Annotated in this window: 14 protein-coding genes, 1 tRNA gene and 1 CRISPR repeat array; of the genes, 10 read left to right on the top strand and 5 right to left on the bottom strand. The window is 36.4% G+C overall.

Annotated elements, in window-relative coordinates:
* Nucleotides 1–3: 3 nt before the first annotated feature.
* Nucleotides 4–1485, top strand: a complete 1482-nt coding sequence (gene zwf, locus H6W52_RS00080; protein ID WP_116098802.1) for a glucose-6-phosphate dehydrogenase — start codon at nt 4–6, stop codon at nt 1483–1485.
* Between the two features lie 210 nt (nt 1486–1695).
* The gene (gene pgl / locus H6W52_RS00075; protein WP_116098801.1) at nt 1696–2406 is read left to right on the top strand and encodes a 6-phosphogluconolactonase; all 711 of its coding nucleotides are present in this window, start codon (nt 1696–1698) and stop codon (nt 2404–2406) included.
* A gap of 335 nt (nt 2407–2741) precedes the next feature.
* Here the strand turns inward: pgl and H6W52_RS00070 are convergent, their stop codons facing one another.
* A complete protein-coding gene (locus tag H6W52_RS00070) occupies nt 2742–4277 on the bottom strand; it encodes a peroxidase, FMP-type (RefSeq protein WP_116098846.1) in 1536 nt (511 codons plus the stop codon).
* 321 nt (nt 4278–4598) lie between these two features.
* Here H6W52_RS00070 and H6W52_RS00065 point away from each other — a divergent pair, with 321 nt between their 5' ends.
* Together H6W52_RS00065 and H6W52_RS00060 are read left to right on the top strand one after the other, a co-directional pair.
* Nucleotides 4599–4775, top strand: a complete 177-nt coding sequence (locus H6W52_RS00065) for a histone H1 (RefSeq protein WP_076394683.1) — start codon at nt 4599–4601, stop codon at nt 4773–4775.
* A 235-nt stretch (nt 4776–5010) separates the two neighbouring features.
* Nucleotides 5011–6576 (top strand): M20/M25/M40 family metallo-hydrolase, encoded by a 1566-nt coding sequence (locus H6W52_RS00060; RefSeq protein ID WP_116098845.1) that lies wholly within the window; start codon nt 5011–5013, stop codon nt 6574–6576.
* A gap of 415 nt (nt 6577–6991) precedes the next feature.
* On the opposite strand, the gene H6W52_RS00055 is transcribed toward H6W52_RS00060, so the two are convergent.
* Both H6W52_RS00055 and H6W52_RS00050 read right to left on the bottom strand, forming a co-directional pair.
* The gene (locus H6W52_RS00055) at nt 6992–7573 is read right to left on the bottom strand and encodes an RDD family protein (RefSeq protein WP_116098800.1); all 582 of its coding nucleotides are present in this window, start codon (nt 7571–7573) and stop codon (nt 6992–6994) included.
* A gap of 171 nt (nt 7574–7744) precedes the next feature.
* On the bottom strand, nt 7745–9868 hold the full coding sequence (locus H6W52_RS00050) for a Tex family protein (RefSeq protein WP_116098799.1): 2124 nt from the start codon (nt 9866–9868) through the stop codon (nt 7745–7747).
* A gap of 606 nt (nt 9869–10474) precedes the next feature.
* Here H6W52_RS00050 and H6W52_RS00045 point away from each other — a divergent pair.
* The 6 genes from H6W52_RS00045 to cas2 all read left to right on the top strand — a co-directional run bounded on the left by H6W52_RS00045 (nt 10475) and on the right by cas2 (nt 17911).
* The gene (locus tag H6W52_RS00045; protein ID WP_116098798.1) at nt 10475–11152 is read left to right on the top strand and encodes a YceI family protein; all 678 of its coding nucleotides are present in this window, start codon (nt 10475–10477) and stop codon (nt 11150–11152) included.
* A 326-nt stretch (nt 11153–11478) separates the two neighbouring features.
* Nucleotides 11479–11552: transfer RNA gene (locus tag H6W52_RS00040), tRNA-Ile, on the top strand.
* A gap of 172 nt (nt 11553–11724) precedes the next feature.
* Entirely contained in the window at nt 11725–16011 is a 4287-nt protein-coding gene (gene cas9, locus H6W52_RS00035; protein ID WP_116098797.1) for a type II CRISPR RNA-guided endonuclease Cas9, read from the top strand.
* A gap of 2 nt (nt 16012–16013) precedes the next feature.
* Complete coding sequence (locus H6W52_RS00030; protein WP_116098796.1) at nt 16014–16532, top strand: DUF6155 family protein; 519 nt, start codon at nt 16014–16016, stop codon at nt 16530–16532.
* Between the two features lie 19 nt (nt 16533–16551).
* A complete protein-coding gene (gene cas1, locus H6W52_RS00025; RefSeq protein WP_116098795.1) occupies nt 16552–17445 on the top strand; it encodes a type II CRISPR-associated endonuclease Cas1 in 894 nt (297 codons plus the stop codon).
* A gap of 127 nt (nt 17446–17572) precedes the next feature.
* On the top strand, nt 17573–17911 hold the full coding sequence (gene cas2, locus H6W52_RS00020) for a CRISPR-associated endonuclease Cas2 (protein ID WP_007842732.1): 339 nt from the start codon (nt 17573–17575) through the stop codon (nt 17909–17911).
* 57 nt (nt 17912–17968) lie between these two features.
* A CRISPR array of direct repeats spans nt 17969–22018; the repeat unit is 47 nt; unit sequence GTTGTCCTTCATCACGAAGATAATAATTTTTGAAAGCAATTCACAAC.
* Nucleotides 22019–23251: 1233 nt separating this feature from the next.
* Here the strand turns inward: cas2 and H6W52_RS00010 are convergent.
* Both H6W52_RS00010 and H6W52_RS00005 read right to left on the bottom strand, forming a co-directional pair.
* A complete protein-coding gene (locus tag H6W52_RS00010) occupies nt 23252–25471 on the bottom strand; it encodes an NADP-dependent isocitrate dehydrogenase (RefSeq protein ID WP_116100160.1) in 2220 nt (739 codons plus the stop codon).
* Between the two features lie 107 nt (nt 25472–25578).
* On the bottom strand, nt 25579–25794 hold a 216-nt coding region (locus tag H6W52_RS00005; protein WP_185216365.1), incomplete at its 5' end, for a hypothetical protein.

The raw sequence follows: 25794 nt of genomic DNA, 5'->3' as shown, positions 1-25794 counted from the left end.
GAAATGAGCGAAAATAAAGTTTTGCAGCCCACCACAATTATCATTTTTGGCGCAACAGGAGATTTAGCAAAAAGAAAACTTTTTCCTGCATTTTACAACCTGTATATAGATGGAAGAATGCCGAAAGGCTTTAACATCATAGCTTTGGGAAGAGCAGATAATTCCGACGAATATTTTAAAAATTACATCAGAGAAAACCTGAACAGCTTTTCAAGAAAAAAAGTAACTTCAGAAGACTGGGCGGGTTTTCAGGCACACATAACGTATGTTCAGCATCAGCTTGATGAAGAGAGTTCCTATAAAAATCTTAATCAGAAACTGGAAAGTTTTGACAAAGTCTACGGAACAAGAGGAAACAGACTTTTTTACCTTTCAATAGGTCCTAATTTTGTCGCTACCATTTCCAATCATATCAAAAATGCATCGCTTGCTTCAGATCCTAAAAAAGACCGTATTATTATCGAAAAACCTTTCGGACACGATAAACAGTCTGCCATTGAACTGAACAGCCTTTTGGCAGAAGCATTTGAAGAAGAACAGATCTACCGCATTGATCATTATCTGGGAAAGGAAACCGTACAGAATATTCTAGCCTTCAGATTTGGAAACTCTATTTTTGAACCTTTATGGGATAATAAACATATCGAATCTATACAAATTACGGTAGCCGAAGAAGTAGGTGTGGAAACCAGAGGAAGCTTCTATGAACAGACTGGTGCGTTAAGAGACATGATCCAGAATCATCTGTTGCAGATTCTCTGTATGGTGGCAATGGAACCGCCTGCTTCACTGGAATCCGGAGAAATCAGAGATCGTAAAGTAGATGTCCTGAAATCTATCCGAAGAATTCCTGCGGAGAAAGTAGACCATTATGCCGTGAGAGGGCAATATGGAAAAGGAAAGTTAAATGGCGAAAAAGCGAAAGGTTACAGACAGGAAGAAGGGATTGCGCCGGATTCCAATACAGAAACTTTTGCCGCTGTAAAGTTCTATCTGGATAATGAAAGATGGCAAGGTGTTCCGTTTTACGTTCGTACCGGAAAAAAGATGAAGGAAAAGCATTCTTACATCACCATTCAGTTTAAGCCGCTTCCGCATTCTACATTTTCAGAAAGCTCACAGCATTTGTCTGCCAATCGACTGATTATCAATATTCAGCCGTTAATGGATATCAGACTGCAGTTTATGGCAAAAAAACCGGGACTTTCTCTGGTTTTAAAACCTGTAGAAATGATTTTTGATAATTTTGCCTGTCAGGAAGATACGCCGGAAGCTTACGAAACCTTATTGCTGGATGCACTTTTAGGAGATTTAACCCTGTTTATGCGTTCCGATCAGGTGGAAGAAGCATGGGATGTGGTAAAAACCATTCAGGAAGCGTGGGCAAATGAAAAAGATGCCTCTTTCCCGAACTATGAAGCCGGAAGCTGGGGTCCTGAAGAAAGTACTGCTCTGGTAGAAAGACAGGGACATCACTGGGTTTAAAAATAAACTTGTGTTAAACTTAAACTATTTCAGAGTTAACCACAAAAGGCACGATAGACAATTTTAAAGTGAATTTCTATAATAATCAAAGCGCTCATTTTTAAAAACTATTGTGAGCTTTTTCATTTATAATTGTCAGCTTTAAATAAAAGTTTTTTAGGTTAAATAATAGTTTAAAACAGATTTAATATAATAAAGAAAAAAGTAAAAATGAAGATTACCGTATTTAACGATTTAGATACATTATATAAAAAAGCCGCAGACCGTTTTGTAGATTTGGCTGAAAAGTCGATTCAGGATCACGACCGTTTTGTGGTGGCATTAAGTGGAGGTTCTTCTCCAAAAGCTATCTTTAAGCTGTTGGCTTCCGGGGAATATGCAGATAAAATAGAGTGGGGCAAAGTCTTTTTTTTCTGGGTAGACGAAAGATGGGTTCCGCTGAATGACGAGAAAAGCAATGCTAAAATGACATTCGATACCCTTCTCGATCATGTTTCCGTACATAAAGATCACATTTTCCCGATGTATAAAGACGGAGTTTCTGCGGAAGAATTTGCTGCGGAATATGAAAATCAGATCAGAAATGTTCTGGGAAATGACGGAAGTTTTGATTTTATTCTGTTGGGAATGGGAGACGACGGACATACAGCATCACTGTTTCCGGGAGAAAAAGTTCTTTGGGAAAAAGAAAAGTGGGTCGATGCGTATTACCTGAAACCTCAGGAAATGTTCAGAATTACCCTTACAGCTCCCGTCATTAACAACGCTGAAAATATTTTAATCGTCACCTTTGGAGAAAGCAAAAAACAGGCTTTGAATGAAGTTTTAAACGGAGTTTACAATCCCGAACAATATCCGATGCAGCTTATTGACAAAAGAGAAAGCGTAGAATTGTTCACAGACGAAAAAGCAAAAGGATAATCATTAAATTTAAACTTTTTTGAACTCTTTATTTGAACCACAAAAAAGGACAAAAGATTGAGCTGCTGTAGTTAAAGTTAATAAAGATTTTAAAGTTTTTTAAAACAAAAATATTCTTGTTGGAAAATGCAAAGACGCAAGATTTCTATTAGTCTCAAATCTTTAAGGCGCAAGAAAATCAAAGATTTTCAATAAAGAATTGATGTTTAATTTTATCGTAGATAAAATCTTTTTTGGTTAAATTAATAATTGTTTAAATAGGTATTGCATATATTAAGCAGCGACGGCACTTGTGCCGTCGCTGCTTTCTTTAAAACCATAGTATAAATATTTACTTACCCTTTGTGATACGGACAGCCTGATGTCGCAGCCGGAGCATTTAAGGATATATTTTCCGAAGTTTTTGTTCCTTCAAAAAACTGCTCTTCTATAATTTTTCTCTGCTCTTCAGGAATATCCTCCAGTTTTCGAAGCGTGTTCACCTGAATATGCGGCCAGCTTGTCGTTCCGCCGTCATCTCCGAAATGGAATTCAAAAAGAATAATCTGCTCATACTGAAGCTGAAGAATTTCTCTTCCGTTTTCCACAACCGTTTCGATCCACATCCTGAAATTTACCTCTACCGTCGGAACAAAACGGTTTACGAAAGGAACATTTAAAATCCCGCCTTGTGCGCCGGTCTTGTTTTTGGAAGACATCTGAAGAAAAACATAATTCTTAACTTCCTGTCCGCTGAGTGTATCTCTTAATCTCAGATCCGGTCTTACGGAATAAGGATAAAGATCGTGTGCAAGAATTCTCTGCGTGTAAATTTTATTTTCTCCCGGATCATTTTGGTCATTCAGCGTTTCGTGAACCCAAGCCGGAGCGGGCTGATCCAGATTGATAGGATGCGTTTCACTCGCTCCTGCTCCTCCCATCGTTGGCGAAACAGAAAGGAAATCATAATTCCATGCTTTATCGCCTTCCGGAAACTGCGGAGCTCCCTGAACAAGATAATTGGATTGGGAAGGCACGATGTCGCCCAGTAAAGTGATCGTACTTCCGTGAGGAATCACGCCGCTTCGCGAAATAGAATAATCGGGAATAAAATACGGTCCGCGATTACCGGCTCCCGGTTTCAGTTCTTTTGCCGGAATGATCTCATAATATTCCTGATCTTCCTTCAGTTCGCTCATCAGAATATACAGAGGATTTCCGTTTTCATCTTTCACCTGCACCAAAGGCTCGTTTCTGTATTCGCCTTTGTACCCGTAGTTTTTGTAATCTTCCTCATCAAAAGCATGAATTCCGCGGTCTCTTTCTATAGATTCCTTTGTGGCTGCGTGATTGTAGACATCACTCAGCCAGAGATACATCCCATTTTCTTCATGAATAGGCGTGTACAGCAAATCCGGATTATCTTTTTGGGTATTTACACTTTTAATGCTTTGCTCATACTTTATAGCCCCGCAGAAAAGCTCATTTGCCCCGCCACGGTTGCGCACACCTCCCGGAACAAGAGAAAATACCAGTTTTTCAATGTATTCTTCACATTCGAAGCTGAACTTTCCCGGAATTGTTCCCGAATTCGTTCCCGGTGAAGGCATAATCGTGGTATGAACACCGCTTCCGTTCATTGTTCTGTCGATATTTTTATTGTAATCGGCGTTGTAGCTCACCCAGGTTCCGTCCAGAGCCTTTAAAATTCCATAGTCTACATTATCTACAATCTGGTTCAGATTTTTTTCTCTGAAAGGAATCAGCGGATCATCAATCGTGAGTTTGGAATATCCTTTCATAAGCTTTTCCAGAAAACCCTCAGAACTGTCTGCGGATGTTCTCAGAAACAGGCTTTCCTGCTCAATACTTTCTTTTTGTCTTTTCAGCATGGTAATTTCGTTTTTGTAATGGTTAGTTTTTTGATTCTGAAAATGATTCAAACTTCAAAATAGAGGTCTGAATCTTTTCGGAATCATCAGTTTTATGCATCCAAAATTAATGAGTTTAAGAAACAAAAATCTCAGTAGTTTTACTTAATTCTATTGGTTGATCTTGCAATCCCTGATATCTTTTACATCCCTACATTTTACAGTAATCTCAGACATTTCGTAGTAAAATTGAAATTATTTGTGAATTCTTGGAAATTTTTTCATCACTATTAGGCTGGAATCACCATAAAAGCTATATTTGCAGCCTAAATTTTAAAAATAATGAAAGAACTAATTGAAAAAATCAACGCAGAATTTGAAGCTTTCACAACTGAAGCAAACCAACAAGCAGAAAAAGGAAACAAAGCAGCTGGAACAAGAGCTCGTAAAGCAGCTTTGGAACTAAGCAAGCTTTTCAAGGAATTCAGAAAAGTTTCTGTTGAAGAATCAAAAAAATAGTTGTTCCCAAAACCGGCTTTTCAGTCGGTTTTTTTATTTGAATTTTTACAAAGAAATTTAGTTTTTTAAATCATCACTCTTATGTAGTCTTGATTTGTGGATTGTAAATCAAAAGCGAATCTTACATTCACCATTGACTTTTTCACCATTCACAGCTATCATTCACCATCATTAAACCCTTCCGCGTTTTTCCATTTCACCGAATCTCTTTATCTTTAACGAATCAATGATTAATATGAAGATAAACAGATTTCTTGCGTTGCCTGTTATGATGGCAATGACTCAATTTTCTTTGGCTCAGAATGCCGTTCCTCAGGAAAAACTTAATCCCGTTGTTCAGAATTTCGTGAATGAGGTAAACAATAATTCCCAGCTTGAAACGATGGCGTATGAACTTTTGGACGGAATCGGTCCTCGACTGATCGGAACTCCGGAAATGTTTGCTGCCAATGAATGGACGGCAAATAAATTGAAATCATGGGATATTGAAGCCAGTCTGCAACAGTTTGGGACATGGAAAGGATGGCAAAGAGGAATTACCCATGTGGATATGACGTTTCCTCGTATGAAAAGTTTATCGGCAACCCAGTTAGCATGGAGTCCGGCAACGAAAAAAGCGGTGGAAGCAGAAGTTATTATTCTCCCGAAAGTCTCTTCCAAAGCTGAATTTGATCGATGGATTTCTTCTGTGAAGGGAAAAGTTGTTTTGATGGCGCAATACCAGAAAATAGGACGCTCCGACGATCAGATCAAAGAATTTGCTACGCCTGAACTGTATGAAAAGCTTAAAAAAGAGAAAGAACAGGCTTCAAAAGAGTATCAGAATTATATAAAAAGTATTGGCTATAATAGCGAAACGCTTCCCGAAGCTCTGGAAAAAGCAGGAGCGGCAGGAATTGCGATTTCCAACTGGACAGGAATTATGGGAGCCAACAGAATTTTTGAGGCAAAAACGAAGAATATTCCCATGTTCGATATTGAGCTTGAAGATTATGGAATGTTGCACAGAATGGCGGAAAACGGCGCAAAACCCAAGATCAGGATGGAGATGAAGTCAAAAATCCTTCCTGAAACCAAATCGTTCAACACCATCGGAATGATTAAAGGAAAAGAAAAACCTGATGAGTACGTTATTCTTTCTGCGCATCTGGATTCGTGGGACGGAGCGCAAGGCGCTACAGACAACGGAACGGGAGTTTTAACCATGCTGGAAGCGATGAGAATTCTTAAGAAATATTATCCAGATAACAAAAGAACCATTATTGTCGGACTTTGGGGCAGTGAAGAGCAGGGACTGAACGGATCAAGAAGTTTTGTGGCGGATCATCCGGAGATTGTAAAGGGAGTTCAGGCGGTTTTCAATCAGGACAACGGGACGGGTAGAGTAGTGAACATCAGCGGACAGGGTTTTGTACATGCTTACGATTATCTTGGAAAATGGCTGAATGCGGTTCCTAAAAATATTAAAAGCCAGATTAAAACAGATTTTCCGGGAATTCCGGGTGGAGGAGGTTCCGATCATGCTTCTTTCGTAGCAGCGGGAGTTCCGTCGTTCGGACTGGGTTCTTTAAACTGGGGATATTTTGGCTACACTTGGCATACAACAAAAGATACCTACGACAAAATTATTTTTGATGAGGTGAAAAGCAATGTGATTCTAACGGCAACTTTAGCGTACATGGCTTCAGAAGATCCCGAATTTTCGAACCGGGAAAAAAGGGCAATGCCGCTGGACGATAAAGGACAGATTACTAAATGGCCGGAAGTGAGAAAAGCGGTAAGAGATTCTAAAGATTATTAATAAAGTTTAAGTAAAAGTTAGAAAACTCTATAGAGTTTTATCTGTGTAGAAAACATATTCGCAAGGCATTCAGCGTTCCGTAGGAACGCTATCTTTAGAAGATTCATTGAGAATTGCAGATATCAATCCTACGGATTGATTGATAGACTTATTCATATTTCTACACAGATTCTGCTCCTAAAGGAGCAAAACTTTTTTACTTTAAATTTTTAATTGAATATCCGTTAAACAACCTATTACTATGCACTGATATTAAAATCAATTATTTATAACAGGCACTTCGACAAGCTCAGTGTGACACCTCTAATACTAAACGCTTGATTTCTAGCGATGTCAAGCTGAGCCTGTCGAAGCTTTAGGTTAATAAACGGACAATCAAAATTTTTATAATAAAAAAAGCGACTCAATTCATGAGTCACTTTTTATTTATAGAAAACCGGTTATGAAGAAGCTTCCTGATCTCTTCCATTTTTATTTCTTTTACAATATAGGTTTTACAGATCTCGTTGTTGAAATGCATATGAAAATCCATCCGTATGGATTTGTTTGATGATTCATTTTCAGGATGTTCATAATTGATCCAAAAAAAGAAAAGATTTGCCAGACAAAGCAAATTTCTTGCAAATGATTTCAGAATATTGGGATAGTTACCGTAATCATCAATCACTTTTATTTTAAAAATCTTTTTGCCAAGAGTACACCCGAAAAAATGTTCTGTTACTGATCCTAAAACAATTGCACACGGAATTGAAAGAATCACAGCGACAATCAGAGGTTTATGCAATATGAAAACAAAAAGCAGGGTAAAGGGAATCATGTCTATAATTTTGGAACAGAATCTGTCCCTGCGGTTCTTTTCGTAGGTAGTATCATAAGAGATTTCATATTCAAAAAATTCATAGATGCGTCTTCCTTCCGAATCAAAATTTCGGGTTGCCCTTCTTGTTGTCTTATTTTCTTTAAGCTCTGAAATTTTCATCTTACCATGTGTTTCCATTTAAACCTTTTGTGTTATGCTGAACAGAATTTTATTAGTAATGATAAAGGCAAAATCATTTAAAGTTCAGTTATTTTAGATTTTTCGACTCCACTTCGTTTCGCTCAAAATGACAATTTCGTAAATAAAATAACTATCTAAACAGACTTGAATTTAAAACCTTAATCATTCTTACAAAACCATACTCAACTGAATTCTTTTTCTCGATTCATCAATTTCCGTTACTCTTACCTGAACGTGCTGATGCAGTTTTACCACCTCATTCACATCGGAAACGAAGCCGTCTTTTAACTGGGAAATATGAACCAATCCGCTTTCCTTGATTCCCAGATCTACGAAGCAGCCAAAAGCCGTTATATTATTGACGATTCCCGGAAGGATCATTCCTGTTTTTAAATCTTTGATGCTTTTTACATTCGGATCAAATTCAAAAACCTTAGCCGCTTTTCTAGGATCCAGTCCGGGTTTTTCCAGCTCTTTTAAAATATCTTTGATTCCTAAAATTCCGATGTCTCCGGTGATGTAGTTTTCGGGTTTTACTAGTGCGATCTTTTCTTTATTGGCGATCAGTTCATTGGTTTTTATCCCTAAATCTTTTGCCATTTTTTCAACAATTCCGTAGGCTTCGGGATGTACGGCAGAATTATCCAGCGGATTTTTGGCATTATGAATTCTCACAAATGCGGCTGCCTGCTGAAACGCTTTTTCGCCTAATCTCGGAACTTTTTTCAGTTGTTTTCTGTCTTCAAAGGCTCCGTTTTCTGCGCGGTAGTTCACAATGTTTTCTGCCATTTTTTCTCCGATTCCCGAAACATAGCTTAATAAAGATTTACTCGCTGTATTCAGATTGATTCCTACAGAATTTACACATTTCATCACTGTAGAATCCAGTTCGTTTTTTAGCTGAGTCTGATCCACATCATGCTGATATTGTCCGACTCCGATGGATTTAGGATCTATTTTCACCAGTTCTGCCAACGGATCCGCCAGTCTTCTTCCGATGGAAACGGATCCGCGAACCGTCACGTCATAGCTTGGAAATTCTTCACGCGCAATTTTACTTGCAGAGTACACCGAAGCTCCGGCTTCCGAAACAACGAAAACCTGTAAAGGTTTGTCGAATGCAATTTTCTTGATGAAAAACTCGGTTTCGCGGCTTGCGGTTCCGTTTCCGATGGAAATGGCTTCAATGTTATAGGCATTCACCATGGAACGGATTTTTTTCATTGCCATTCCGCTTTCGTTTTGCGGAGCGTGCGGATAAATGGTCTCGTTGTGGAGCAGATCGCCTTTTTCGTCTAAACATACTACTTTGCAGCCGCTTCTGTAACCCGGATCGATTGCAAGAATCCTTTTTTCTCCCAAAGGCGGAGCAAGAAGAAGCTGTGTAAGGTTTTCAGAGAAAATCTCGATGGCTTTTTTATCGGCTTTTTCTTTCGCTTCCTGTAACGTTTCATTGGAAATTGCGGGTTCCAGTAATCTTTTGTAGCTGTCTTTGATCGCCAGTGAAATCTGTTCTGATGTTTCGTTGTTGGATTTGATGATGGCTTTTTCAATAAATTCAATGGCTTCTTCCTTACCGATCCCGATATTGGTTTTCACAAAACCTTCGGATTCGGCTCTCAACATGGCTAAAAGGCGGTGAGAAGGCATTCTGTTCAGGCTTTCTTCCCATTCGAAATACTGCGAGAATTTCTGGGCTTCTTCTTCATCTTTTTTGGCTTTCACTACTTTTGAAGTAATCATTGCTTTTCGCTGAAAGAGGCGGCGCAGATTTTTTCTCACATACATATTTTCGTTGATCCATTCTGCCATGATGTCTCTTGCGCCCTGCAAAGCTTCTTCTTCGGAGGCAACCTGATCGTTCAGGTATTTTGAAGCCAAAAACTGTAGATCCTGAACTTTCCGGCTCATAATCATTTTCGCTAAAGGTTCCAGTCCTTTTTCTTTCGCGGCATCGACTTTGGTTTTCTTCCTTTTTTTGAACGGCAGATAAAGATCTTCAATTTCCTGAATATCAAAACTTTCTTCAATTCTCTGTTTCAGTTCCGGTGTTAAAGCATTTTGTTCTTCAATCGATTTTAAGATGGATTCTTTTCTTTTTACAATTTCTTCAAACTGTTTATTGAGTTTCGAAATCTGTTCAATCTGTGTTTCGTCAAGGTTTCCGGTTTTATCTTTTCGGTAACGGGAAATGAAAGGAATGGTGCAGTCTTCCGCTAGTAGTTCTAAAGTGGCATTGATGCTTTTTTCGGATATGTTGAGGGATTGCTGTATGTATTGTGTTGTGTTCATTTTAAAATTTAAAGGGCTAAAATAATCAAAATGTCTTTTGTAGACCTATTTTAAGTTTAACTACTTTAACTACAAATGCTTTACTGTTTTATTTAAATTTAGCAAAGACCAAGAAAGATATTGTCTGTTTAAGATTTTAAGTTTGTGATGATTAAAATTCAAATAAAGAAAAAATTGACTGTAATAATACAAAATAAGATGAATATGCTTTGCTTGAAGATAAACTTTAAACTTTTTTACCACAAAAGATGCAAAAGATTTAAACACTTTAGTTGTTTAAGTTTAATATCTAAATGGAAAAAGAGCACGTAAGTTTTAAAAAATCAAAGATTTTTTCTCTTTGCAGACTTTTGAAATACTTTACATAGATCCGATAAAGTCTTTTGTCTCTTTTGCGGTTAAATTTAAAATGAATTTAAACAAATTTGATATAAAGATTTTAATTGTATCATGTGTATTTAATAATTCTTATTTTAGCGGAAAGGTCAGTAATGGAAACCCTGAAATTTGATTTCTTGATGTATGATAAGATAAAAATGTGTTATGTTTTCTATTTTTGGCTCCGGAATTTAGAATTCAGAATAAACTTTAAACAATTTAAATAATATGAAAAAACTAAGTGTTATTGCATTGGTTGCAGTAGGATTACTTGCAGCGTCTTGTAACAAAGAAAAATCGGCTGAAAATGCAGCGACTTCTACTGAGCAGAAAGTAGCAGAAAGCAACGGGGAAGTTTTGCCTGTAGATACGGTAGGTTCTGTGGTAAACTGGAAAGCATTCCACAAAGGAGGAATGGCTCCGCGTTGGGGAACTTTAATGGTAAAATCGGGAGATTTGAGCATCGAAAACGGTGGCGTAACGGCAGGAAACTTTGTAATCGATATGAACTCTATTAAAGTAGATCCTGCTTCTGTAACGGAAAAAGATAAAAAACCAGCAGACCTTGAAGCACACCTTAAAAACCCTGATTTCTTCGACACGGCAAAAAATCCGACGGCAGATTTCAAAATTACAAGCGTAGCAGATCTTAAGGAAGCTCCAAAAGATGCGGTAGCAGGAGCTAATAAAACAGTAAGCGGAAACCTTACTTTATCCGGAAAAACAATGAATGTAACGTTCCCTGCAAAAGTGGATGTAACGGAAAATTCAGCGGCAATTCAGGCTAAATTTACGGTGAACAGAGCAGACTGGGGAATTAAATTCGGAACTTCCGAAGCCGATCCTGCAGAATGGATGATCAGCAAAGACATCGAAATCGCTGTAGATGTAAAAGCTAAAAAATAATATTGTTAGATATTTCAGATTTGTAAAGCTGCCTTTTTTGAGGCGGCTTTTTTGTGTTTGGGATTTTCTTGTTCCTTCTAAAATAAAAGAAGGCGAGTTGCCCCGCCTTAAATGTTTTCACAACGGAATAATCCTTATTGTGAATTGCTTTCGGATACAAATGTAGGAAAATACTTTTTAGCTAGTTTACGGTTTTCCGTAAAATTGATATTTTTTGAAAACACAAATGTTAAAAAAATCATAAAATTTAAATTTATTTTATGATTCGTTAAATTTATACTTACATTTGCGATAAGCAAAAATAAAATCGCTAAGCGATTTTATTTGGGGATGTAGCACAGAGGCTATGCAGCGGGCTGATAATTCGTCTACACGGGTTCGATTCCCGTCATCTCCACCACAAATATAGTGATTTGTTTTCAATTTATATTACAAAAAGTATAGATTTAAACGAATCAGCTGTGAATTGCTTTTTTTTGGGAGGCAAGTTGCCTCCCGTTTTTATTTATGGTTTTCCGTAAAATAATTATGGTTTTTCTTTTTACTTTTAAACTATTAAAACCAAAAAACTTATGACTAAAAATATACTTGGATTAGATTTAGGCACCAATTCAATCGGATGGGCTTTAATCAAGCAAGACTTTGAAAACAAACAAGGAGAAATTCTTGGAATGGGAAGCAGGATCATTCCGATGTCACAGGATATTCTGGGCGATTTTGGAAAAGGAAATTCTGTTTCGCAAACTGCAGAACGTACAAAATACAGAAGCGTAAGAAGATTACGTGAACGTTTCTTATTGAGAAGAGAACGACTACACAGGGTTTTAAATCTTTTAAATTTTCTTCCACAACATTATGCTTCACAAATTGATTTTGAAAAAAGGTTTGGAAAGTTTAAAGTGGAAACCGAACCCAAATTGGCTTGGAAAAAAATTGACGGACAGTTTTCATTTCTGTTTCAGACTTCTTTCAATGAAATGCTTGAAGATTTTAGGGTAAACGGACAGGATTTAAAAATTCCTTACGACTGGACAATTTATTATCTCCGAAAAAAAGCACTTTCCCAAAAAATTGAAAAGGAAGAATTGGCTTGGATTCTTTTAAATTTTAATCAGAAACGTGGATATTATCAATTGCGTGGTGAGGAAGAGGAAGAGAACCCTAATAAACTGGTTGAGTTTTATTCCTTAAAAGTTGTAGATGTTGTAGCAGATGAACCTCAAAAAGGAAAATCTGATATTTGGTATTCTTTGATTTTAGAGAATGGATGGATTTACAGACGTTCAAGTAAAATTCCATTATTTGATTGGAAAGATAAAACAAGGGATTTTATTGTAACTACCGATTTGAATGATGATGGAAGCATAAAAAAAGATAAAGACGGAAATGAAAAAAGAAGTTTTCGTGCGCCGGGTGAGAACGATTGGACTTTGGTAAAAAAGAAAACCGAGCAGGAAATCGAGCAATCTCACAAAACCGTTGGAGCATACATTTACCAAGCACTTCTTGATAATCCCAAACAAAAAATAAAGGGAAAATTGGTTCGTACCATTGAAAGAAAATTCTACAAAGAAGAACTCAGACAGATTTTAGAAAAACAAAAGGAATTTCATCAGGAATTACAAAGTGATGATTTATACAATGACTGCGTTCGTGAGTTGTATCGAAACAACGAAGCGCATCAATTGACTTTGAGTAAAAAAGATTTTGTTCATCTTTTGATGGATGATCTTATTTTTTATCAAAGACCTTTGAGAAGCCAGAAATCATCTGTTTCCAACTGTACTTTGGAGTTTAGAAAGTACAAAGATGAAAATGGAGTAGAGCATACACAATATTTAAAAGCCATTCCAAAATCCAATCCGTATTATCAGGAATTCCGCCTTTGGCAATGGATTTACAATTTAAACATCTATAAAAAAGATGATGAAGTAAATGTTACTAAAGATTTTTTAAACATAACTAAAGATTTTGAAAATCTGTTTGAATTTTTAAATGCCAGAAAAGAAGTTGACCAAAAAGCAATACTAAAACATTTTAAGCTCAATGATAAAACGCATCGCTGGAATTTTGTAGAGGATAAAAAATATCCCTGCAACGAAACCAAAACGATGATTTCTTCTCGTTTGGAGAAAGTCGAGAATATTTCTGATGATTTCCTAACAAGGGAAATTGAGCAGAAAATTTGGCATATCATTTATTCTGTCAATGATAAAATAGAGTATGAAAAAGCCTTAAAATCTTTTGCGAGAAAGCATCATCTGGATGAGAGTTCTTTTTTCGAAGCTTTCAGAAAATTTCCTCCATTTAAAAGTGAATATGGTTCTTTTTCGGAAAAAGCAGTTAAGAAGTTGTTGCCTTTAATGCGATTGGGAAAATATTGGAATTACGCCGATATTGATAAATCTTCAAAAGAAAGGATTCAGAAAATTATCAGCGGCGAGTATGATGAAAATATAAAAGATAGGGTAAGAGAAAAATCGGTTCATCTTACATCGGAAAATGATTTTCAGGGTTTACAATTGTGGCTGGCTCAATATATTGTGTATGGAAGGCATTCAGAAGCATCTATGATTGGAAAATGGAATTCTGCTGATGATCTGGAAGAATTTTTAAAGGATTTTAAACAGCACTCACTTCGTAATCCGATTGTAGAACAAGTGATTACAGAAACGCTTCGGGTAGTAAAAGATATTTGGTTGAAATATGGAAACGGAGCAAAAGATTTCTTCAATGAAATTCATATTGAGTTGGGAAGAGAAATGAAACTTCCCGCTGATGATCGAAAAAAACTCACGAATCAAATTACTGAAAACGAAAATACAAATCTTCGTATTAAAGCTTTATTGGCTGAAATGATGAATGATAGTTCGGTAGAAAATGTCCGTCCGTTTTCGCCTATGCAACAGGAAATTCTGAAAATCTATGAAGACGGCGTTTTAAATTCAGGTATTGAGATTGAAGATGAATATTTAAAAATAAGCAAAACCGCACAGCCTTCTCCATCCGATTTGAAAAGATATAAGCTTTGGCTGGAGCAGAAATATAAGTCGCCTTATACGGGGCAAATTATTCCATTAAATAAACTGTTTACACCGGAATATGAAATTGAACACATTATTCCGCAAAGCCGATATTTTGATGACAGTTTTAGTAATAAAATTATTTGTGAATCGGCGGTTAATAAATTAAAGGATAATTACATTGGGCTTGGATTTATTAAACAGTTCGGAGGGACGATTATTGAGCTTGGTTTTGGTAAAAGCGTAAAAGTTTTTGAAACGAAAGAATACGAAGATTTCGTTAAAAAACATTATGCAAATAATCGAAGTAAAAGGAATAAGCTTTTATTAGAAGACATTCCTGAAAAAATGATTGAAAGGCAAATGAATGATACTCGTTATATCAGTAAATACATTTCAGGTATTCTTTCCAATATTGTTCGTGTGGAAGATGGTTCAGATGAAGGAATAAATTCTAAAAACATTGTTCCCGGAAATGGAAAAATTACAACTCAATTAAAACAAGATTGGGGATTGAATGATGTTTGGAATGATTTGATTTTACCACGTTTTGAAAGAATGAACCAACTCACCAATTCAACAGATTTTACTGCCTGGAATGAAAATTATCAGAAATATTTACCCACTGTTCCAATCGAGTTTTCTAAAGGATTTTCAAAGAAAAGAATAGACCACCGCCATCACGCTTTAGATGCTTTGGTAGTTGCCTGTGCTACAAAAGATCACGTGAATTTATTAAATAATCAATCGGCAAAATCGGACACGAAACGTTATGATTTGAAAAAGAAATTGATGAAGTTTGAAAAAGTTGTTTACCATCATACGCAAACAGGGGAAAAAATAGAAAGGGAAGTACCAAAACAATTTTTAAAACCTTGGGAAAACTTTACCGTTGATGCAAAGCATAATCTGGAGTCTATTATTGTAAGTTTTAAGCAAAATCTTCGTGTCATTAATAAAGCTACTAATTACTATGAAAAATATGTAGAGAAAGACGGCACAAAAAATAAGGGTAGAGTAGAACAGACCGGAACAAACTGGGCGATTAGAAAACCAATGCATAAGGATACAGTTTCCGGAAAAGTAGATTTACCTTGGGTAAAAGTACCAAAAGGAAAAATTTTAACAGCAACAAGAAAAAGCCTTGATACTTCATTTGATTTAAAATCAATAGGATCTATTACGGATACAGGGATTCAGAAAATTCTCAGAAATTATCTGGAGTTTAAAGGCAGTCCGGAACTTGCATTTTCTCCGGAAGGAATTGAAGATATGAATAAAAATATTGAGAAGTATAATGATGGAAAACCTCATCAACCGATCAGCAAAGTAAGAGTTTTTGAACTGGGAAGTAAATTTCAGGTAGGACAAACCGGAAATAAAAAAGATAAATATGTAGAAGCCGCAAAAGGTACCAATCTGTTTTTTGCAGTGTACGAAGATAAAAATGGCAAGAGAAGTTATGAAACCATTCCTTTGAATGAAGTGATTGAAAGACAAAAACAAGGTTTATCTGTGGTTGATTTAAAAGGGAGAGAAGATTTCTATTTATGCCCGAATGATTTGGTTTACATTCCTTCTAATGACGAATTAGAAAATATAAATAATATAGATTTTAAAAATATAGCAAAAGAGAAAAATGAAAGAATTTACAAAGTAGTAAGTTTTTCAGGAAGTCAAATTTTCTTTGTAGGGCAAGATATTGCTACATCTATAGTTAATAAGGCGGAACTTTCAACCTTAAATAAAATGGAACGTGCAATGGACGGTTCTATGGTTAAGGAAAATTGTGTAAAATTAAATGTCGACCGTCTAGGAAACATATCAAAAGCATAAAAATGTCAAAAGCAGCATTGAAAAAAGAGCTTCAAAAGCTTACAAAAGAACAGATTATTGAACAGATTTTAGATTTGTATGAAAAGAATAAGGCTGTAAAAGAATTTTATCAATTCTACCTCAATCCTACTAATGAGAAAGAATTGGCAGATAAATACAAAAGGCTTATCAGGAAAGAGTTTAACGTAGAGAATCCGATGCGGAGTACAGAAAAGTTTTCTGTTGCAAAACGCGCCATCTCCGACTTCAAAAATCTCCAGCCCTCGCCGGAATATTTAGCAGATGTCATGCTTTATCTGCCGGAAAGTGCCTGTGAACTTACGTCTTTGTATGGTGATTTTTCCGAGCAGTTTTATAACGGAACCTTTAATAATTTTAAAGCAGCACTGGAATTTTTAAAGAGAAATAATCTTTTACAATCTTTTAAAACAAGAGCTGAACAATGTGTGAAATGGTCAGAATATTGTGGCTACGGTTTCGCTGATGATATGGAGTATATTTTTAATGAATATTATCGTTAAATAATTCAAATTTAAAACCATGATCACCCGCTCCATCTACATCGGCAATCCCGCTTACCTTAAGCTCAAAGACGAGCAGTTGAAAATCCTCTGTCCGGAAACCAAAAAGGAAAAGGGGAGTGTTCCTGTGGAAGATTTGGGGTTGTTGATGCTGGATCATTATCAGATTACCATTTCACACCATCTGATTCAGAAAATGATGGGAAATAATGTTGTGGTGGTGAGTTGCGATGCTCATCATTTACCGCACGGAATAATGCTTCCGCTGTACGGGCATACCGAACATTCCGACCGGGTAAAAGATCAGTTGGAAGCCAGTGAACCGCTGAAAAAACAGCTTTGGAAACAAACAGTGGAATGCAAGATCGAAAACCAGAAAAATGTCCTGATGAAACTGGGGAATTACTACGAACCGATGATTGAATATCAGAGAAATGTAAAATCCGGTGATATAACGAATATGGAAGGGATTGCGGCGCAGCATTACTGGAAATACCTCATCAGTCTGGACTTTTTGAGACAGCGTTTTGGAGATTCACCCAATCAGTTTTTTAATTTTGGATATGCCGTGCTTAGAAGCATTGTGGCAAGAGCCATTGTAGAAACCGGACTGTTGCCTGTTCTCGGCATTTTTCATAAAAATAAATACAATCCGTATTGCCTTGCCGATGATTTAATGGAACCTTATCGTCCGTTTGTTGATCTGCTTGTGATGCAATGGCTGAAGATCCATCCGGATACCGAAGAACTGACGAAAGAATTTAAAGCGCATATTCTCCAGATTGCGACCAAAGATGTGCGTATCGATGACAAAACAAGACCGTTGCTGGTTGCAGTAAAAATGACTACATCATCTCTTTACAAATGCTACACAGGAGAAAAACGGGTGATTTCCTATCCGGAATTGATGTAATTTTTTTATGGCAGCTTTATCCGCCTGGAGTTTATCCTGAGCGGAGTCGAAGGATAAAAATCTGCAAAAAGAGCTCCACTCAGTTCGGGCTGCGAACGTTACGATAAACAAACAATAGTCACCAAAAATGAACGCCGAAAGGTTTAATGCATACCGAATTATGTGGGTTTTAGTATTATATGACCTCCCAACCGAAACGAAAGCAAACATGAAAGATGCGAACCGTTTTCGGAAAGCACTGATTGATGACGGATTTACCTTATTTCAGTTTTCGATGTATGTACGACACTGTCCGAGCCGCGAAAACGCGGAAGTTCATATCAAAAGAGTAAAATTTATGCTTCCTAAAGCCGGAAAGGTTGCTATTATGTGCATTACCGATAAACAATTTGGAGACATCGAAATCTTTTTTGCCAGAAATAAAGAAGAACCTCCACCAACCTTCCAACAACTCGAATTGTTCTGAATTTTAAATCCTGAAAACAAAAATAATCTACTGAAAACCAGTAGATTATTTTTTGAGGTTGTCCTTCATCACGAAGATAATAATTTTTGAAAGCAATTCACAACGTCTTGCGAGTAGTAATGCAGTTCTTAGACGTTGTCCTTCATCACGAAGATAATAATTTTTGAAAGCAATTCACAACAAACAATGAAAGTTCACTGGAATAAAGACCGTTGTCCTTCATCACGAAGATAATAATTTTTGAAAGCAATTCACAACTCTATTAATGTATAAATTAAAATGTCAATCGTTGTCCTTCATCACGAAGATAATAATTTTTGAAAGCAATTCACAACAAAAGATATACCAGTTTACGTAAAGCCGTAGTTGTCCTTCATCACGAAGATAATAATTTTTGAAAGCAATTCACAACGCTAACGGATATGTGCATTACGGTGATGCTGTTGTCCTTCATCACGAAGATAATAATTTTTGAAAGCAATTCACAACTAGCAAAGGAATAGGAAAGTCGTTTTTAACGTTGTCCTTCATCACGAAGATAATAATTTTTGAAAGCAATTCACAACACAATAAATATAAGTTTTAACTATGAACAAGTTGTCCTTCATCACGAAGATAATAATTTTTGAAAGCAATTCACAACAACAGCAGTATTTGAAGATAAATTACTTCTGTTGTCCTTCATCACGAAGATAATAATTTTTGAAAGCAATTCACAACTTATTCAAAGTGACACTCAAAATAAACTACGTTGTCCTTCATCACGAAGATAATAATTTTTGAAAGCAATTCACAACCAATCAATCAATTAAAATTAACAATTATGTGTTGTCCTTCATCACGAAGATAATAATTTTTGAAAGCAATTCACAACCACCAGGTAGAACAACCTTGCAAGACAAAGGTTGTCCTTCATCACGAAGATAATAATTTTTGAAAGCAATTCACAACATTAGGGTTTTGCTCATAAAAGCGAATAAGTTGTCCTTCATCACGAAGATAATAATTTTTGAAAGCAATTCACAACTAACACTCTTAATGAGTTTCATCTTATTAAGTTGTCCTTCATCACGAAGATAATAATTTTTGAAAGCAATTCACAACATATGCAAGATGAGGGTTTATACCCGCGGCGTTGTCCTTCATCACGAAGATAATAATTTTTGAAAGCAATTCACAACTAAGCGCATACGCAAAAGACAGTGGAAGATGTTGTCCTTCATCACGAAGATAATAATTTTTGAAAGCAATTCACAACCGTTCCCGGTGAAAGCGATAAATTCTATGGGTTGTCCTTCATCACGAAGATAATAATTTTTGAAAGCAATTCACAACTCTGCGAGTTGTATTACAGTTCTTAGATTAGTTGTCCTTCATCACGAAGATAATAATTTTTGAAAGCAATTCACAACGATTCTGAATGTAAAACACTCTCATATATTGTTGTCCTTCATCACGAAGATAATAATTTTTGAAAGCAATTCACAACTATCTTGTCCTAATGAATTTGTATATGTACGTTGTCCTTCATCACGAAGATAATAATTTTTGAAAGCAATTCACAACTGCATTACCTACAGAGCCATCAGCTCTATGGTTGTCCTTCATCACGAAGATAATAATTTTTGAAAGCAATTCACAACATTCTTACTATTCCTTATCTAATCTTTATAGTTGTCCTTCATCACGAAGATAATAATTTTTGAAAGCAATTCACAACAAAGACAAAGGTATTGATAATCCTACAATCGTTGTCCTTCATCACGAAGATAATAATTTTTGAAAGCAATTCACAACTACGCCAGAGATAATAGAATATTACGAAAAGTTGTCCTTCATCACGAAGATAATAATTTTTGAAAGCAATTCACAACAAAGGATATTCGCTTGATGAAATTGATAACGTTGTCCTTCATCACGAAGATAATAATTTTTGAAAGCAATTCACAACTGTCCCCGGTGAGGTTGATAAATTCTTCGGGTTGTCCTTCATCACGAAGATAATAATTTTTGAAAGCAATTCACAACTTTCCAAAGTTCTGGCAGATTATATTTTTTGTTGTCCTTCATCACGAAGATAATAATTTTTGAAAGCAATTCACAACTACACCTGAGATAATAGAATATTACGAAAAGTTGTCCTTCATCACGAAGATAATAATTTTTGAAAGCAATTCACAACTTCCACGTAGATCCTACTCGGATGCTATGGGTTGTCCTTCATCACGAAGATAATAATTTTTGAAAGCAATTCACAACAAAAATGCTATTGTCTTATAAGCGCGAACAGTTGTCCTTCATCACGAAGATAATAATTTTTGAAAGCAATTCACAACAGAATTCTATACAAAATCGCAAAACCATGTGTTGTCCTTCATCACGAAGATAATAATTTTTGAAAGCAATTCACAACACAATAGAACTCTTCAGCGTTCTGAATATAGTTGTCCTTCATCACGAAGATAATAATTTTTGAAAGCAATTCACAACAAAAGTGATATACTACATCCTACGGCTCATGTTGTCCTTCATCACGAAGATAATAATTTTTGAAAGCAATTCACAACACGCAACTGCAAACAAAAACGCTCTTGCGAGTTGTCCTTCATCACGAAGATAATAATTTTTGAAAGCAATTCACAACTGATTGTTCGCTTAATGTTATCCAAGTACAGTTGTCCTTCATCACGAAGATAATAATTTTTGAAAGCAATTCACAACAGCCTCTTCCACGTTATTATAAAGAATTGAGTTGTCCTTCATCACGAAGATAATAATTTTTGAAAGCAATTCACAACTGCGCTTCCTGTCGTATTTGAATAACTGAAGTTGTCCTTCATCACGAAGATAATAATTTTTGAAAGCAATTCACAACAAGTTGCATATTGCTTTTGTGCTAGATTGTGTTGTCCTTCATCACGAAGATAATAATTTTTGAAAGCAATTCACAACAAACTCAAATCATTCCGGGCAGAAACATATGTTGTCCTTCATCACGAAGATAATAATTTTTGAAAGCAATTCACAACGAAATGTCGCTCATAAAGTTTTAAGAGAAAGTTGTCCTTCATCACGAAGATAATAATTTTTGAAAGCAATTCACAACATTTTTGAAGTGGTTAAAATATTTTGATTAGTTGTCCTTCATCACGAAGATAATAATTTTTGAAAGCAATTCACAACCCAAAGATCTGTCAATTCCTGATCTATTTCGTTGTCCTTCATCACGAAGATAATAATTTTTGAAAGCAATTCACAACTGTTGCTGAGAAGTCCTTTTGCAGCAAAGGGTTGTCCTTCATCACGAAGATAATAATTTTTGAAAGCAATTCACAACGGCGAAAAGTTAATTGAAAAAATTTCCTGAGTTGTCCTTCATCACGAAGATAATAATTTTTGAAAGCAATTCACAACGTACCTCAAAGGTCTAAAAAAAAAATCAAAGTTGTCCTTCATCACGAAGATAATAATTTTTGAAAGCAATTCACAACTAAAGGTGTTGCCTCGACGTTATTATTCAAGTTGTCCTTCATCACGAAGATAATAATTTTTGAAAGCAATTCACAACAAAAGTGATATACTACATCCTACGGCTCATGTTGTCCTTCATCACGAAGATAATAATTTTTGAAAGCAATTCACAACACGCAACTGCAAACAAAAACGCTCTTGCGAGTTGTCCTTCATCACGAAGATAATAATTTTTGAAAGCAATTCACAACTGATTGTTCGCTTAATGTTATCCAAGTACAGTTGTCCTTCATCACGAAGATAATAATTTTTGAAAGCAATTCACAACACGTTTTCTGATTTTCAAAATGCACTCCATGTTGTCCTTCATCACGAAGATAATAATTTTTGAAAGCAATTCACAACAAATCTGTACATACATCAACATTGGCGTTCGTTGTCCTTCATCACGAAGATAATAATTTTTGAAAGCAATTCACAACGGATATCAGCACGAAAAAAAATAGTTGTAAGTTGTCCTTCATCACGAAGATAATAATTTTTGAAAGCAATTCACAACTTTCTTCGTCACCTCCTAACCAGCATTCACGTTGTCCTTCATCACGAAGATAATAATTTTTGAAAGCAATTCACAACTTCTTTTGGTTGGGTACTCCCTTCGGTTCTGTTGTCCTTCATCACGAAGATAATAATTTTTGAAATCCGCAGCAGGAAGAGCGTAGGCGGATTCAACGAAGAACATTTGATTAAGCTATGGCTGAGTCAAAGCAATTCACATTCAACTTTTGCTGTCTCAAAAGATAATAATTTTTGAAATCCGCTGCAGAAAAGGCATAGGCGGATTCGACGAAAAGCATTTGATTAAGCTAAGGCTGAGTCAAAGCAATTCACATTCAACTTTTGCTGTCTCAAAAGATAATAATTTTTGAAATCCGCTGCAGGAAAAGCGTGGGCGGATTCGACGAAAAGCGTTTGATTAAGCTATGGCTGAGTCAAAGCAATTCACATTCAACTTTTGCTGTCCCAAAGATGATGGTTTTGAAATCCGTTGCAGGAAAGGCGTAGGCGGATTCGACGAAAAGCTTTTGATTAAGCTAGGCTGAGTCAAAGCAATTCACATTCAACTTTTACTGTCCCAAGGATAATAATTTTTGAAATCCGCAGCAGGAAAAACATAGGCGGATTCGACGAAAAGCTTTTGATTAAGCTATGGCTGAGTCAAAGCAATTCATATAAACTCATCTTGTCTCAAAGATAATAATTTATGAAATCCGCTGCAGGAAAAGCGTGGGCGGATTCGACGAAAAGCGTTTGATTAAGCTAGGGCTGAGTCAAAGCAATTCACATTCAACTTTTGCTGTCCCAAAGATGATGGTTTTGAAATCCGCTGCAGAAAAGGCATAGGCGGATTCGACGAAAAGCGTTTGATTAAGCTATGGCTGAGTCAAAGCGATTCATATAAACTCATCTTGTCTCAAAGATAATAATTTTTGAAATCCGCTGCAGGAAAAGCGTGGGCGGATTCGACGAAAAGCATTTGATTAAGCTAGGGCTGAGTCAAAGCAATTCACATTCAACTTTTGCTGTCTCAAAAGATAATAATTTTTGAAATCCGCTGCAGAAAAGGCATAGGCGGATTCGACGAAAAGCGTTTGATTAAGCTATGGCTGAGTCAAAGCAATTCATATAAACTCATCTTGTCTCAAAGATAATAATTTTTGAAATCCGCTGCAGGAAAAGCGTAGGTGGATTCGACGAAAAAGGTGGAGTAGACTTAGCAGAGTCAAGGTAGTTTACTTACATAAATAAAAATAGCCACAACCGAAATATAATCGGCTATGGCTAAAAAATATTTTAGTAAAAACGAAATTAAATTCCGTCGATGATTTCATTTAAAACCGTACTTGGTCTCATGGCAGCATACGTTTTGTACGTATCTGTTTTATAGTAACCGTCAATATCCTGAGGTTTTCCCTGCGCACCAATTAATTCTGCGTTGATCACTTCTTCGTTTTCCTTCATCGCCTCTGCAATCGGAGCAAATTGTGCCGCTAATTCTGCATCAGCAGTCTGGTTTGCTAAAGCTTCAGCCCAGTACATTGCCAGATAGAAGTGGGAACCTCTGTTATCGATTTGACCTACTTTTCTTGCAGGAGACTTGTCGGTAGCTAAGAATTTAGCATTAGCTTCATCCAGTGCATCCGCTAACACCTGAGATTTTGTATTCCTCTGAGTTTGCGCCAAATGCTCTAAAGAAGCCTGTAAAGCAAGAAATTCACCTAAAGAATCCCATCTTAAATAACCTTCTTCGATGAACTGCTCAACGTGTTTAGGAGCAGAACCTCCCGCACCGGTTTCAAAAAGACCACCTCCGTTCATTAATGGAACAATAGAAAGCATTTTAGCAGAAGTTCCAAGTTCAAGAATAGGGAAAAGGTCAGTTAAATAATCTCTCAATACGTTTCCGGATACAGAAATGGTATCTTTTCCTTCTCTTGCTCTTTTTAATGTTTCCGTCATGGCGTCTTTTACATCCATGATTCTGATGTCTAATCCGTTGGTGTCGTGATCGGCTAAGTATTTTTCAACTTTTTTGATGATTTCTCTGTCGTGTGCTCTTCCTTTATCTAACCAGAAAATAGCCGGAGTATCAGATAATCTGGATCTGTTTACTGCTAATTTCACCCAGTCCTGAATCGGAGCATCTTTCGTCTGGCACATTCTGAAAATATCTCCTTTTTCTACTTTCTGAGAAAGAAGAACGTTTCCGTTTTCGTCCTGAACTTCAATGGTTCCTTCTGCAGAAGCTTGGAATGTTTTGTCGTGAGATCCGTATTCTTCAGCTTTTTGAGCCATCAAACCAACATTCGGAACAGAACCCATTGTAGTAGGATCTAATTTCCCATGTGCTTTCATATCATCAATAACAGACTGATAGAAACCTGCGTAAGAACGGTCCGGAATAATACAAACCGTATCTTCTTCTTTTCCGTCTTTGTTCCACATTTTTCCGCCGCCTCTTACCAGAGCAGCCATAGAAGCATCAACGATGATATCGGAAGGAACGTGGAAATTGGTAATCCCTTTGTCTGAATTTACCATAGCCACTCTCGGTCCGTTTGCCAGAGCCGCTTCAATATCTGCTTTAATATCCGCTTCCTGAGCATTTCCTTTTATTTTTTCGAAAAGATCAGCAAGACCGTTATTAGGATTAACATCTAAAGATTTGAAGGTTTCTGCATATTTCGTGAAAACCTCTTTGAAGAACGTTTCTACAATCGCTCCGAAAATAATCGGATCAGAGATCTTCATCATGGTTGCTTTAAGGTGTGCCGAAAGAAGCACGTTTCTGTTTTTAGCCTCTTCAATCGCTTCCTGTACGAAAGCTTTTAAAGCATTGAGATTCATTACAGAAGAATCAATTACTTCTCCTGCCTGAAGGTTGGCGAAATCTTTCAATTGCGTTTCAGAACCGTCGTTTCCTTTGAAAACGATCTTAAATTTTGTAGCATTTTCTACCGTTGTTGAGGTTTCTGTTCCATAGAAATCTCCTCCGTTCATGTGCGCAACGTCTGTTTTGCTGTCAGAAGCCCAGTCGCCCATTCTGTGAGGGTTTGCTTTTGCATAGTTTTTAACGGCTTTTGGAGCACGTCTGTCAGAATTTCCTTCTCTTAATACAGGGTTTACGGCACTTCCTAAAACTTTGGCATATTTTGCTTTAATTGCTTTCTCTTCATCATTTTTAGGCTCAGCAGGATAATTAGGCACTGCAAAACCTTTAGACTGCAATTCTGCAATTGCTTCATCCAATTGAGGAGCAGAAGCTGAAATATTCGGTAACTTGATAATGTTGGCATCCGGTTGAGTCGCTAACTGACCCAATTCAGCCAAAGCATCACCGATCTTTTGATCATCCTTCAAAAATTCCGGGAAGTTGGCTAAAATTCTTCCTGCCAAAGAAATATCCGGAACGGCGATCTCGATGTTTGCAGATTTTGTAAAAGCTTTCACAATCGGTAAAAACGAGTGTGTAGCCAACATAGGAGCCTCATCCGTAAGCGTGTAATAGATTTTTGATTTGTCTGACATTATACTGTAATTTATTATTTGATTTTTTAAGACTCACAAATTTAGTGATTATGATTGTTTTATTTAAACATTTGCATAAAAAAAAGAGGCAAGAGCCTCTTTAAATTTTAATTAGATGACGAACTTGTAATATATCCGCTGGAAGCACTTCCTCCCAATTGTCCGCTCCATGTATTCGTTTTAGAATTGAAGACATAAGTTTTACTATCAGAAGAGTTATAAATTGCAAAATCACCATTAGAAGCAGTAATATATCCGCTGGAAGCACTTCCTCCCAATTGTCCGCTCCATGTATTCGTTTTAGAATTGAAGACATAAGTTTT

The sequence above is a fragment of the Chryseobacterium sp. C2(2020) genome, from assembly GCF_014218915.1.
Lineage (GTDB): Bacteria > Bacteroidota > Bacteroidia > Flavobacteriales > Weeksellaceae > Chryseobacterium > Chryseobacterium mucoviscidosis.
Note: the sequence above shows the minus strand (reverse complement) of the source record. Positions and strands in the feature narration are given on the sequence as shown.